This is a genomic window from Streptomyces sp. Ag109_G2-15, assembly GCF_900215565.1.
Classification (GTDB): Bacteria; Actinomycetota; Actinomycetes; order Streptomycetales; family Streptomycetaceae; genus Streptomyces; species Streptomyces diastatochromogenes.
This window is the reverse complement of sequence record NZ_OCNI01000002.1, coordinates 1,054,017-1,067,171: the sequence shown is the minus strand read 5'-3', so window position 1 is coordinate 1,067,171 and position 13,155 is coordinate 1,054,017. Positions and strand designations below refer to the sequence as shown.

9 protein-coding genes and 2 pseudogenes are annotated in these 13,155 nt (G+C 71.0%); 1 reads left to right on the top strand and 10 read right to left on the bottom strand.

All coding sequences use genetic code 11. From position 1 onward, the window contains the following. Positions 1-76: 76 nt before the first annotated feature. A complete protein-coding gene (locus CRP49_RS41315) occupies positions 77-1,375 on the top strand; it encodes an MFS transporter (protein WP_257033808.1) in 1,299 nt (432 codons plus the stop codon). Positions 1,376-1,733: 358 nt separating this feature from the next. Here CRP49_RS41315 and CRP49_RS41310 read toward each other — a convergent pair whose 3' ends face one another. The 10 genes and pseudogenes from CRP49_RS41310 to CRP49_RS41265 form a co-directional block, all read right to left on the bottom strand. Beyond that, the gene (locus CRP49_RS41310) at positions 1,734-2,600 is read right to left on the bottom strand and encodes a sugar phosphate isomerase/epimerase family protein (protein ID WP_097258497.1); all 867 of its coding nucleotides are present in this window, start codon (positions 2,598-2,600) and stop codon (positions 1,734-1,736) included. Next, entirely contained in the window at positions 2,597-3,613 is a 1,017-nt protein-coding gene (locus tag CRP49_RS41305; RefSeq protein ID WP_097258496.1) for a Gfo/Idh/MocA family protein, read from the bottom strand. The genes CRP49_RS41310 and CRP49_RS41305 overlap by 4 nt, the downstream gene beginning before the upstream one ends. A 32-nt stretch (positions 3,614-3,645) precedes the next feature. Continuing rightward, positions 3,646-4,284: pseudogene (locus CRP49_RS41300) on the bottom strand (MFS transporter); the annotation flags it as partial. 109 nt (positions 4,285-4,393) lie between these two features. Then, on the bottom strand, positions 4,394-5,398 hold the full coding sequence (locus tag CRP49_RS41290; protein ID WP_097258495.1) for a sugar ABC transporter substrate-binding protein: 1,005 nt from the start codon (positions 5,396-5,398) through the stop codon (positions 4,394-4,396). A 215-nt stretch (positions 5,399-5,613) separates the two neighbouring features. Beyond that, positions 5,614-5,886: a hypothetical protein gene (locus tag CRP49_RS46650; RefSeq protein ID WP_143670099.1), complete on the bottom strand. Its 273-nt coding sequence runs from the start codon at positions 5,884-5,886 to the stop codon at positions 5,614-5,616. Positions 5,887-5,993: 107 nt separating this feature from the next. Then, on the bottom strand, positions 5,994-6,770 hold the full coding sequence (locus CRP49_RS41285; protein WP_097258494.1) for an SDR family NAD(P)-dependent oxidoreductase: 777 nt from the start codon (positions 6,768-6,770) through the stop codon (positions 5,994-5,996). 3 nt (positions 6,771-6,773) lie between these two features. Then, positions 6,774-6,932 (bottom strand): annotated as a pseudogene (locus tag CRP49_RS41280) (acyl-CoA dehydrogenase family protein); the annotation flags it as partial. Between the two features lie 65 nt (positions 6,933-6,997). Next, on the bottom strand, positions 6,998-8,626 hold the full coding sequence (locus tag CRP49_RS41275) for a protease pro-enzyme activation domain-containing protein (RefSeq protein WP_097258493.1): 1,629 nt from the start codon (positions 8,624-8,626) through the stop codon (positions 6,998-7,000). 96 nt (positions 8,627-8,722) lie between these two features. After that, positions 8,723-11,647 carry a LuxR family transcriptional regulator gene (locus CRP49_RS41270; RefSeq protein WP_179852013.1) on the bottom strand — a complete coding sequence of 975 codons (2,925 nt, stop codon included), beginning with the start codon at positions 11,645-11,647 and terminating at the stop codon, positions 8,723-8,725. A 138-nt stretch (positions 11,648-11,785) separates the two neighbouring features. Continuing rightward, positions 11,786-12,889, bottom strand: coding sequence for a hypothetical protein (locus CRP49_RS41265; protein ID WP_097258492.1), 1,104 nt, complete (start codon positions 12,887-12,889; stop codon positions 11,786-11,788). Positions 12,890-13,155: the final 266 nt, after the last annotated feature.

Here is a 13,155-nt window from a genome sequence, read left to right as displayed (position 1 = left end):
ACCAAGAACACCGTGTCGGCGTGTTGGTGATCAGCGGCGTGGTCCGGGCCGTGGATCTGAGAGCGGAGTTGGTGCTGTGCCGGAAGCAGTGAAGGACTTACCGGGTGCCGAGCCGGAGCGCGCCGGTTCGAGCCTCTGGCGGCAGCGGGATTTCCTGCTGCTCTGGAGCGGCCAGACGGTCAGCGAGATGGGTTCGGCGGTCACCCAGATCGCACTGCCGCTGTTCGCGGTCGTCGTGCTCAAGGCGAGCACGTTCCAGGTCGGGCTGCTGACCGCCGCCACCTCAGCTGCGTTCGCGGTGATCGCGCTGCCCGCAGGTGCGCTCGTGGACCGCCGCCCCAAGCGTTCCGTCATGATCGTCTGCGACCTTCTCCGCCTGGTGATCATCGGCTCGATTCCGGTGGCGGCCGCCCTCGGCACCCTGACGATGACGCAGCTCTACATCGTCGCTGTTGCCACCGGCGTGTGCACGGTGTTCTTCGACGTCTCGTACCAGAGTTATGTGCCGTCGCTGGTCCGCGCCGAGGACCTGATGGACGCCAACGGCAAGCTCGGGGCCACCGGGGCGTTCGCGCAGCTCGGGGGGCCCAGCCTGGGCGGGGGACTGGTCGCGGCGTTCGGCGCTGCGGGGGCGATGACGGCCGACGCGATCTCCTACGCGGTCTCGGTCGTCTCGATATTCGGCATCAGGAGGCGCGAGGAGCCGCCGCCCCCGCGGCGAGCGGACGAGACGTTGCGGAGTCAGATCGCCGAGGGACTGAGATTCGTCACCCGGCACAGGATTCTGCGGAGGGTCGTGGCGTGCACGGGTACCGCGAACCTGTTCTCCGGCATGACTTCGGCGCTGGCGATGGTCTTCCTCGTCCGGGTGCTGCACGTGCGTCCCGCGCTGACCGGGCTGATCATGGCGGGCTCGGCCATCGGCGCGATCGCCGGGGGAGTGTTCGCCGGCCGGCTCGCCAAGAAGATCGGCTCGGCGCGGGTCATCTGGGTGTCGATGCTGGTGTTCAGCGCACCGCAGGTCATCGCGGCGGCTGCCTGGCGGGGCTGGGGGGTGCTGCTGTTCCCGCTGGGCTGGGGCATCACGGGCTTCTCCGCGCTGGTGTACAACGTCGCGCAGGTCAGCTACCGGCAGTCGGTGACGCCGCCGGAGCTGATGGGCCGGATGAATGCGGCCGTGCGCTGGGTCGTGTGGGGCACGCTGCCGATCGGCGGCGTCCTCGGCGGGGTGCTCGGCACGCTGATCGGGGTGCGGCCCGCACTCTGGCTGGCGTTCATCGGTTCCTGGGCGGCCGGCTGGTTCGTGTTCTTCTCCCCGCTCCGCCACATGCGCGACGTTCCCCAACCCGCGCCCGCCCCCGGTGCGACGGGTTGAAGGTGAGCCCAGGATCGTCGCTGGGGCCTACGCGTACGGCACAGGCTCTGGAGCCACCCGCCCGGTCCGGCGCCCTGTCGGACGCGGGACCGGGCAGGTCGGGCAGCGCGCGGTACGGGGCCCGTCAGCCGGTGATGAAGTTGGGCATCAGCGCGGCCGGCAGTCGGCTGCCCGCCGGTCGCCGAGGAACGGGCCACGGATCCGTCCGCCGCGGCCCGCCGTGCCGCGCTGGTGGCAGCGGTCGAGCGCCTCTTTCCGCGCGTGAAGTGAGAACCGGGGAGGGCCGGCCAACAGGTCATGATCTGCTGACCGGCCCTCCCCGGTGCCCTGGTTGCCGCTCGCGCGGTGAGCGGCAGCCTCAGGAAGCCAGCTCCTTGCTGATGCGGTCCAGCATGAACGCGGAGGACTCCCGGGCGCGTTCCTCCCAGGCGAAGACGCAGGCCGTGGCGACGCCGTCGAAGTCCAGCTCGCGCAGCGCGCCGAAGAAGGCGTCCCAGTCGACCTCGCCCTGGCCGATGTCCAGGTGCTGGTGGATACGGGCGGTGGTGCCCGGCGGGTTGAGGATGTACCGCAGGCCGGAGGACCCCTTGTGGTTGAAGGAGTCGGCGATGTGCACGTGCTGGAGCTTGTCGCCGGCGTAGCGCATCATCGCCGCGATGTCCGCCGTCGGGTCGGCGCCCGAGAGGTGGAAGGAGTGCGGTGCGCAGTAGAGGTAGTTCACCCAGGGCTTGTTGATCGCCCGGACGAGGTCGACCGCCGGAGTGTTCTCCTCGCAGAAGTCGTCAGGGTGGGCTTCGAGATTGAGGGCGATGCCCTCACGCTCGAACAGCGGCAGGAGATCCTCCAGCGAGCGCCAGAAGGCAGCCTCGCTCTCGGCGGCGCGCTCGGGGCGGCCGTTGAACTCCGAGTTCATCAGCGGACATTCGAGATCGGCGGTGATCTCGATCATGCGCTTCCAGTACCGCACGGCGGCCTGCCGCTCGGTCTCGCCCGGCGAGGACCACTTGTAGAGGGGAAGCACGGAGGACAGCTTGACGCCGTGCGTGCGCAGGGAGTTCTTCAGATCCGTGATGCGCTCGTCGTCGGCCCTCGGGTGCAGGAAGAACGGCATGAAGTCGTCGCGCGGGGACAACTCGATGTACTCGTAGCCGAGTTCGGCCACCGTGCGCACCATGTCGTCGATCGGCAGGGCGCGGAACATGTACGGGTCGAGGGCGATCTTCATGCGGTGCCTCCGTAGAAGGTGGGGCGGGGCTTGAGGTCCGTGGCGATCACGCTGCCCGACTCCAGGGCCTCGACGGTCGCGCTGGTGATGACGGTGGCGGCGTAGCCGTCCCAGGCCGAGGGCCCGGTGGGCTCGTTGCCGGCGTCGACCGCCGCGATCCACTCGCGGAACTCGGTGTCGAAGGCGTCCGCGAAACGGCCCACCCAGGCCGTGAGCACCTCCGTGCTGTGCTGTCCCGCGCTGCGCACGCCGACAGCGGCCGGGTCGGGCAGGCGGACCAGGCCCTCCTCGCCCACCGCCTCGCACTGGATGTCGTAGCCGTACTGGCAGTTGACGAAGACCTCCAGATCGATACGGACGCCCTTGGCGGTCTCGAACAGCATGATCTGCGGATCCTTCAGGTGCTCGAACCGCTTGCTGGTGGCGCGCGGGGTGACCACCTGGGTGGAGACGATCTCGTCGTCGAGCAGCCAGCGCAGCACGTCCACCTCGTGTACGGCCGTGTCCAGGGCGGCCATGGCGGAGGTGTACGACTCCGGGACGGTCGGATTGCGGTGGGCGCAGTGCACGATCAGCGGCTCGCCGATCCGACCGGAGTCGATGACCTGCTTCATCTGCCGGTACCCGGCGTCGTAGCGGCGCATGAAGCCGACCTGGACCAGCCGGCGGCCGTGGGCCTGCTCCGCCTCGATGATCTTCAGACAGTCCTCGGCGGTGGTGGCGAGGGGCTTCTCGCAGAACACCGGCTTTCCGGCGGCGATCGCGTTCAGCACGTGTTCGGCGTGGGTCGGGCCCCAGGACGTCACGAGGACGGCGTCGACATCGTCCGCCGCGACCACGGACGCGCCGTCGGGCAGCACCCGGGCGCCGACCGGCACCGCCGCCTCCGCGGCGCGGGCGGCGTCGATGTCGGTGACCGCGGTGACGCGGGCTTCGGTGATGGTGTCGGTGAGCCGCCGGATGTGCTCCTTGCCGATCCAGCCGGCGCCGATCACTCCTACACGTACGGTCATGGTCGTTTCCTCAGAACATGAGAACAAGAGGGTCAGGAGAAGCGCGCCCGGAGTTCGGCTTCGAGGGTTTCGAGGGTGCGGCCCTTGGTCTCGGGGACGTAGAGCTTCACGAAGGCGAGGGAGAAGACGCCCGCCACCATGAAGAGGAAGAAGGTGCTGGAGATCCCGATGCCGGCGACCAGGGACGGGAAGACCAGGCCGATCAGGAAGTTGGTCAGCCACAGCACCACGGCCGCCACACCCATGCCGAACCCGCGCATCCGCATCGGGAAGATCTCCGACAGCATCAGCCAGGTCACCGGCGAGATAGCACCCTGCTGGAAGGCCAGGAAGGTGACGGTCATCGCGAGGACGGCGTACGCCCGGCCGTCGCCGGAGGGCAGCAGCAGGGAGAAGAGGACGAACATCAGCTTGCGCACCCACGGCGTGGCCTTCATGTCCTGCCAGCCGCCCAGCCTCTCCTGCTCCTCCTTGACGGCGAGCGCGGTGACCTCGGCGAGTTCCGCCTCGGCCCGCTGCCGGGAGCGCACCTGCTTCAGCACCTCCAGGGCCTCGCCGAAGCGGGTCCGGAAGGCCAGCCAGCGCGGGCTCTCCGGCATGACCAGCATGCCGAACCACAGCGCGACGGCCGGGAGCGTGGCGAGCACGAGCATGTAGCGCCAGACACCACCGCCAACAGGCGTATGGCCAGGGGGCGTTGAGCGATCAGGCCGTCAGTCTGCTGCGGGCCGGTGGCCGGCGGTGTGGTCACTGCCGGCTCGGCATGCTGGGTCACACTCATCACCGGGTGCCCGTCGCGGCGAACCCGGCGACCGCGTCGACGTTGTCCTTGGTGATGAAGGCCGGGCCCGTCAGCACGGGTGCGGTGCCGCCACCGCTGAAGTTGCCGTTGTTCTTGTACAGCCACAGGGAGTCGACGGCGAGGTACCCCTGCAGGTACGGCTGCTGGTCGACGGCGAACTCGACCGTGCCGTCCTGGACGGCCTTCACCAGCTGCTGGTTGAGGTCGAAGGTCGCGACCTTGGCCTTGCTGCCCGCGTCGGACAGTGACTGCACCGCGGTCAGCGCGATCGGGGCGCCGAGGGTGACCACCTGGTCGATGGACGAGTCGGACTTGAGCTTCGCGGTGATCGTCGACTTCACCGAGGGCATGTCGGTGCCGTTGACGTAGAGGATGTCCGTCTTGCCCTTGAAGCCCTTCTTGAGGCCGGCGCAGCGTGCCTCCAGTGCGACCTGCCCCTGCTCCTGGATGACGCAGAGGGCGTGCTTGGCGCCGATCTGGTTCAGGCGCTGGCCGAAGGCCTGGCCGGCGATGTTCTCGTCCTGGCCGAAGTACTCGAGCATGCCGAGCTGCTTCCAGTTGTCCAGGCCGGAGTTGAAGCCGACGACCGGGATGCCGGCCGCCTTGGCCTTGGCGACCACGTCCTTCATGGCGTCGGGCTTGGCCGCGGTGAGCGCGATGCCGTCGACCTTCTGGTCGATGGCGTTCTGCACGAGGTTGGCCTGATTGCCGGCATTGGGGTCGCTGGAGTAGACGAGCTTGATGTTGTCCTTGGCGGCGGCGGCCTGGGCACCCTTGCGGATGAGGTCCCAGAAGGTGTCGCCGGGGGAGGCGTGGGTGACCATGGCCACCGTCATCCGGGGCGTGTTGGCCTTGCCCGCGGAGGCGGCCGCACTGCCCTCCTCGGATTTCTTGCCGCCGGAGCTGCTGGAGCAGCCGGTGGCGACAAGAGCGCCGGCGAGAACGACGGCGGCCCAGGCGGCGGCTCGATGGTTTCTGTGCATGTCCCTTGCACCTCGCTGTGCGGTTCAGATGGAAATCACGGCAAATAGGGCCCGGGAAACGGGTGAGCGGTCTGCGGCTGCCCCCGGGTTGTCCATGGAGGGGTGGCGGTAGCGGTCATGGGTGGACCGAGTGTTTCCAGCCACTAGAGCGCTTTATTAGCGCGCTCTAGTGGCTCGTACTATGGGGCGCACCGTGGGGGATGTCAACAGGTATGTCAGGACGTCCCAACAAAAGCGCCTGCCCGCGGCTTCTGCTGCCGCGGGTGGAGGGAGGCTGCCGGGCTGCTGGGCATGAGCGGCTCGATCCAGCGGGTGCCCTCGGGTGAGCAGGCGTCGCGGCCGCGGGACGGTGTGTACGTGGCGCCGGCGGCCCGCGCCTGTGCCCGCAGCGCCGTGTTGAGCCGGCCCTCCTTGGCGCGGAGACAGGCTATGTCGCCCGGGGCGAAGGGCAGTTGGCGGTCACCGTCGCTCGACTCCGTCGCACCCACGTGCGCCGTACGCCACCGACGTCCACCCCGACGACCGGCCCCACCTCTACGGCTGCCGGAGCCTGGCCGAGGCGAGGCGATCACGAAACCGTGGCCCGGCGGAGGCCTCAGACGCTGTACCCGCCGTCCACGCCCAGCGCCTGCCCGCTGACGAATCCGGCCCGGTCCGAGGCGAGGAAGGCGACCGCCTCCGCGATGTCCTGCGCCTGACCGAACCGGCGGAGCGGGATGTTGCGGCGGGCGACGGCCAGGGCCTCCTCGTCGAGTTCTCCCGTGTCGATCAGCCGGGCCGCGATGCCGTCCGTGAGCATGCCGGGGGCGACGCAGTTGACGCGGACGCCGTAGCGGCCCTCCTCGGCGGCCAGAGCACGGGCGACCGCCTCGACCGCGCCTTTGGCGCCGGACGACAGCCCGTCGCGGACCGGGAAGCGGCGCGTGGCGACGGTGGTGACGGCGACGATGCTGCCCCGGCTCGCGCGGAGCAGCGGCAGCGCGGGGTGGACGAGATTGAAGAACGCCACAGCGTCGGCCTCGAGTTGGGCGCGGTACCGGCTGGGCGTGACCTCGCTCAGGTGGGTCATGGGCACGTGCGGCCCGGCCGCGTACACGAGCGTGTGGATGCCGCCGTGGGTCTCGGCGGCCCCGGTCACGGCCCCGGCCGTCTCCGTTTCCTCGGTCAGGTCCACGCGCAGGGCGGTGACCTGGCGGCCGTACGCCTTCACCTCCCCGACGAGCCCCTCGGCCGCCTGCTCGTTGTTGCGGTAGGTGAACGCGATGTCGCTGCCGCGTTCGGCCAGCGTCCGGACGATCGCGGCGCCGATGCCACCGGTGCCGCCCGCGACGAACGCGAGGCCGGGCCGGCCGGAGAAGTCGTCCACCAGCATGTCTCACAACCCCAGGGACTTGGCGATGATGACCTGCATGACCCCGCTCGTGCCGGCGTACATACGGGTGATACGGGCGTCCGCGTAGAGCCGGGCGATCGGGTACTCCAGGATGTAGCCCTAACCGGCGAAGAGTTGAAGACAGCGGTCGACGGCGCGGGCCGGGAGTGATCCCGGCCCGCGCTGGGTCTGCGGGGTTTCAGCCGTCGGACCTCAACCGCTGGGCGTCAGCCGAGCAGCTTGCTCGCCAGGGTCGCGGCGTTGTACGAGCCCCAACCGGTGGTGAAGTCCCAGCCGCTGGCGGCGGAGTAGGCGCCGTTGCTGCCGCTGGTGATGTCGTGGAAGCCGGTGCCGCTCGCCGAGTAGAGGGCGGGGTTGGCGAAGCCGAGGTTGGCCTTGCCGGCCGCCTTGGCCTGCTGGTTGTACAGCGCGGCGAACGCCGCCCACTCCGGCGCGGCGGCGCTGGTGCCGCCGACCGAGGACCAGGAGCCCTGCGAGTAGATCGAGACACCGGGGCTGGGGTTGGCGTGGGCCGAGACGTCCGGGACCTGGCGGAAGCCGCCGCCGGCGCTCTTCTGCACCGCCGTCTGCCAGCTGGGGATCTTGAAGACGGAGGACTTGCCGCCACCACCGCCGGACCAGGCCACCTCCTTGCTCCAGGCGTTGGACGAGGTGACCGTCAGCTTGGTGCCGCCGACGCCGGTGACGTACGGGTCGCTGGCCGGGTAGTCGACGGAGGTGCCGCCGTCGCCCGCGTCGTCGGAGCCGTCGTCGCCGGAGGCCGCGTAGAAGCCGAGGCCCTGGGCGGCGCCGGCCTTGAACACGGCGTCCACGGCGTTGATGTTGGAGGTGGTGCGCGCGCTCTCGGCGGCGCCCCAGCTGATCGAGGTGGTCGGGATGCCGGCGTCGACGATGGCCTGGTAGGTGTCGACCTCGCCGGCGTCGGAGTTCGGGCCCTCGAAGACGGTGACGTTCGCCTTGGGGGCGATCGCGTGCAGAACCTCGATGTCCAGCTCGACCTCGACCTGGCCGTCGCCGAGCGCGCCGGAACCGCCGTCCACCTTCTTCACGGCCGGGGTGGGCGAGCCCAGGCTGTAGTTGTTGTCGTAGGCGGTGATGTTGGACTGCTGGAAGCCGTCGAACTCGATCAGCGCGATGTTCTGGCCGCTGCCGGTGTACGTGCCGGAGACGTTGTAGCCGCCCTTGAGCTGGGCCGGGGTGTAGCCGCCGCCCGGACCGTTGTGCGGGGTGACGGTGGAGGGCGCCTGGTGGTGCAGCTGGGTCCGGTTGTTGAGGCCCGCCACGTCGCTGACGAGGGAGGCGATGGCGGTCGGGAGGGTCGGTGCGCTGTCGTTGGCGTAGAACGAGCGCCCGGACCTGGCGTCCTTCCAGGTCGACAGCTTGGTGCCGAAGGCCTTCTGCAGTTGGGCGGCGGTGCCCTTGGCGTCGACCAGCAGGTTGCCCGAGTGGACGGCGGTGACGGTGAGGCCCTGCGCCCGCAGGTAGTCCTTGAGCTGCTTGATCTCGGCGTCGGTCCGGCCGAAGCGGGCCGCGAACTGGCGCTTCGTCAGGTAGTGGCCGTAGGAGCCGGACCGCGGGTCGCTGACCTTGGCCACGAAGGTGTCGAGCGCCTTGTCGTTTCTGGGGGTCAGGCTGATCGCCACCGATATCCGCTTGCCGGCGGCGACGTTGCCGGTGCGGGTCGCGTCCTTGCTCAGACCCTTGAGGACATCTCCGGTGATGGCCGCGCGAGTTGCGTGCGGCTCAGCCGCGTTGGCGGCGTAGGCGGCGGGGACGGCCGCGGCGAGCAGGGCCGGTACGGTGACCAGACCGAGCAGTTTCAGACGTGACTTCACTGAGGTCCTCCGGAGAGTGGGGGTGATGTCCCGGAAGGGGAACGGCTTCACCGTAGGAACAGCAGCCCCACCCTCATAAGCGGGGGAACCCTTGCTTTATGTGTTAACTACAGGTGTCACGTCAACGGCGTGTGTCGAGCGGGGAGTTCGGATACGACCCGACTGACCTACCGTCACTGACTGGGCAGCTGGCTTGACTTGGTCGTCCTCACCGGAAGGCACAGCCGCTCCGGCGGCGATGACGGCGACCGCCATCGCATGGGCGAGCGCGGTGCGCGAGCGGACGCCTAGCTTGCGGTAGACGCGGGAGAGGGTGCCCTCCACCGTCTTGACGCTGATGAACAGCTCCGCGGCGACTTCCCGGTTGGTGGCCCCGCCGCCGACCAGTTCGGCGATCCGCGCTTCCGTGGGGGTGAGTTCGGGGCCGCCCGCGCCTGTCTCACCACCTCGGTCTCCGGCCTCCAGCCGCGCCAGCTCGTCCCTGGCCCGCGCCGCCAGGGGAGCGGCGCCGATCCGGGTCGCGGTCTCCAGCGCCTCGCCGAGGACCGTCCGCGCCGCGCTCCTGCGGCGCGAACGGCGCTCGACCGTGCCGAGCGCGATCAGGGTGCGCACCAGCTCCACGGGCAAGGGGAGTCGACGCAGCCGGTCCACCGCGCCACGCAGCCGAACCGCACCCTCCTTCGCCCGGCCGAGCCCCGCCTCGCGCAGCCCCTCCGCCCGCTCCAGAGCCGCCAGTACGCTCCCGGGCGCATCGCCGGACACGCGCGTGCGGGCCTCGCGGAGCACGGTCCCGGCCGCGTCGGTCTCGCCGAGGACCACCAGGGCCTCGGCGAGGTCGCCGTACCAGTGCAGCAACGGCGGGTCGGCGGCGCACATCGCCTCGCCGAGCTGCTTGACGCGTTGCAGCGCCTCCACCGCGGCCGCCGCCCCTCGCGGGTCGCCGGCGAGCAGCTCGGCCTGCCCGAGCACAGCCAGCGCACGCAGCAGGAACAGCCGGTCTCCGTCCGCCTCCGAGGCCCGTACCGCCTGTTCGGCGAGGCGCCGGGCCTCGTCGGCGGTGCCGCCCGCGGTCGCCGCGAGCGCCGCCGCGTACAGGGCCGGAGCCGCCTGTACGCCGGTCTCGGCCAGGGCGCGCGTGCAGCGGGCGGCGGTGCGCAGCGCCTCCCGGCAGTGCCCGGACCGCACCTGGATGCGGGTCAGCGCCACCAGGGTCGCCATGACCTCCTCGACTCCGGCCAACTCTCCGATGCCCGCAAGGAGTTGGGTGACCTGTTTCCCGGCCTCGGTGACCTGGTCGGAGTCCAGAGCGAGAATCGCCCGCATCCGGATCAGTCCCCAGCTCTCCGGGCCGGCGTCGGCGCCACCGGCCAGGGCGAGCGCCTCCTCCAGCGCGGCGCCGGCGGCCGCCGGATCCCCGGCCAGGGACCGCACCCGGGCGAGGGTGGCGAGGGCCCCGATCCTGGTGTCCGGGTCGCCTGCCCGGTCCGCCTGCCGGGCAGCGCGTCGGGCATGCCGGGCCGCCTCCTCCAACTCCCCGCACAGCAGCCCGCGTACGGCCGCCCAGTAGTGCAGCCATGCCTCGGCCTCCGGATCGCCGTCGGCGTCCCGCAGCCCTTCCTCGATCAGGTCACGGGCACCCTGCAGCGCCTGCCCGGCGTTGCGCAGCAGGATCAGCCGGGCCCGCACCCGTTGCCGTGCGGAGCCCGACCCGGCGAGGACGGTCTCGGCCGCCTGCCCCGCTTCCTCCAGTTGTCCCGCGTCGCAGGCGTACTCGGCCGCGGCCAGCAGCCGCTCGGCGTGGTCCGCCGGGCGGTCGCCGGGGGTGCGCCGGGCGGCGAGCCCGGCCAGTTCGAAGGCGGCAGCGGCCGCGCCGTCGCGACGTGCGTACTCGGCAGCGGACATCAGCGTGCGGGCGGTGTCCTCGTCCGCGTACGGGTGGGCGAGCGCGAGGTGGCGGGCCTGCTCCACGGGCTCGGTGACCGCGCGGGCCAGCAGGGCGTGCGCCTCCCGGCGGCCGTACTCCGGGGCGTCGGCATAGACGGCGGCCCGGATCAGCGGATGCCCGAAACGTACGGTTCCGCCGGCGTCGGCCGTCGCGACGCCGAGCCGTTCGGCCGCCGCGAGGTCCGCGGCGGGGTCAGGGATCCCGGCGGCACGCAGCAGAGTGAGGCTCGGGCGGGCGGCGGCGCTCGTGACGAGGAGGGTGTGCCGCGCCGCTTCCGGCAGCATATGCACGTCGTTCAGCAGCAGGCTGCGCAGCCTTCGGGGTACGGGCAGCGTCCGGCCCAAGCCGACGGAGGCTCCGTCGCGCGGGGCGACCTGCCCCAACTCCAGTGCGTACCAAGGGTTTCCGGCAGCGGTGTCCTGGATCGCCCGCATCACCGCAGAGGGCAGGTCGGCACCGATGCCGGTGCGTACGAGATCTGCCACCTCGTCGTCCGTCAACGGCGGCACGGGAAGTTCGACGGTGCCGGGCGGGCAGCAGCACAGCCGTTCCGGCTGCTCCCCATGGGCCACACGCTCGGTGGCCAGCACCCGTATGCCGAGACCCCCGACACGGCGCACGGCGAAGGTGAGCACCTCGGCGCTCGGCTCGTCGAGCCACTGGAGGCCGTCGACGACCAGTAGAACGGGGCCGGCGGCAGCGAGCGTGCGCAGCACTTCTACGACGGCGACGCGCAATGCGAGCCGGCTCTGGTCGCCGTCCGGTTTCCGACCACGCATCAGGGCCGCCCTCAGCGCCGCCCGGGGCTCGGGCGGCAGGGCCCCGAGGAAGCTCTCCGGCACCCGCGCGAACAGGTCGATCAGGCCGACGAACGGGAGCCGGGCGTCCTCCTCGGCGGGCGAGCAGTGCAGCACCGTGCCGCCCGGTTGCCTGGCCGAGGACGTCATGAGGGCAGCCACGAGCATGGACTTGCCGATCCCCGCCGGACCGTGGAAGAGCACTCCGGGACGGGCCGTCAGCTCGGCCCGGGCGGTGTCGAGCAGCTCGTGGCGCCCCGTCAACACCCGTACGCCCATGGCAGCCGCCCACCCTGTGCTCTGCGGGTGGCGCATCATGTGTTCATGACAACCTTCGGGGATTTGGCTTGTCAATGACGATTGTCACGCTGCCTGTTCGTCGAACCGCCGACGGCACGAGCGGGACGCGGCGTGCGGTCACACGCGGGGTTCCGGTTCGGTGTAGCGGAGCAGTACGCCCACGCCCTCGTGCAGCCTCACCTGCTGCTCGGGCACCAGGACCAGCTCGGCCCGGGTGCCGACCAGGGCGCGGGTGAGGACCGCGTCGGCGCGCTCCTCGCGGACGTCCTGGACGCCGTAGGAGCGCAGTTCCTGTTCGGTGAGGGCGAGTTGGCCGGGTTCCGGGCCGGCCCACAGACGGAGCGGCGACTCGGGGTGGTGGTTGAGGAAGAGGGCTTTGACCTGGCCGCGCTGCAGAGCCGACACGGCCGGGGCAAGGCCTTCGGCCGATGCTCCGTCGTGGGCGCACTCGGCGAGGAAGGCCGCCAGCAGGGACCGGTCGTGCGCGGCCATGCGTCCGCCGAAGAGGCTTTCGAGCCGGTGCTCCAGGAGTGCCCGGCCCGGCCGGGACTCACCGGCGCCGTCGACGGTGACGACCCGTCCGCGCAGGGCCTGGGGAAGCCGGCGGAGGAGAATGCCGCGCGCCCACACATCTCCGGCCACGACCACATCCTCGGCGTCGATGCGGCGTGCGTGGCCCTCCAGTTCCCGGCCCATGACCTGGGCGGCGTTCAGCCAGTCGGTGACCGGGATCTCCTCGTCGAGCCGGTGCCCCGGTGTGACCCTGGTCAGGGGCCATACGCCGATCTCGGCCTCGATCCGCACACTGCCCGGGGCGTCCGTGGAGTGCCGGCCGCTGTAGTGGACGTACGCCGCCAGGTAGGGGATCCCGGGAGAGTGCTGGACGATCAGCGGCAGGGTGTACGGCAGCGTTCCGAAGTGCGCGGTGTCCCGTGCGGGCGGGTCGGGCAGTTCGTCCAGCAGGGCCAGCCGGCCGTGCGCGGTGAACACCGCCTGCCCGTGGGCGCCGGGGACGTCGGTGTCGCTGCCCACGGCCTCCGCCGCCGCGGCGAGGGAGTCCTGATCGGCTCCCTCGGAGGTCAGGGCGTCGCGCAGATGCCGCCAGCGCAGTTCTATGGCGGTGTCCGGATCCTCGACGACGCTGTCGCGGGAGGTGTCCAGATAGACCGAGGCGAAGGGTCCCGGCTGCTTGTACAGGGGTTCGAGGAAGGAAAGTCTCATCCGGCTCTGCTCCTGTCCCTTCATGTGAGGTCGTCGAGGCGCCGTATCTCGTTCCCCTCGTCCTTCCTCCTCGCCTTGGCGCTCATGAGTTCTTCCTCGCCTTTCCCTCCATCCCTTCCAGCGGCCGAGCGATCCGCGACGGCCGGCCGGGTACCCACGCCCGTACGGCCGTACCGCCGGGACACGTGCCGCCCGGTGACGAACGGCCGCATCGATCGGACCCGGACGGGTAGTCGGGGCACGACACACTTTGGCGCTTCGGCAGA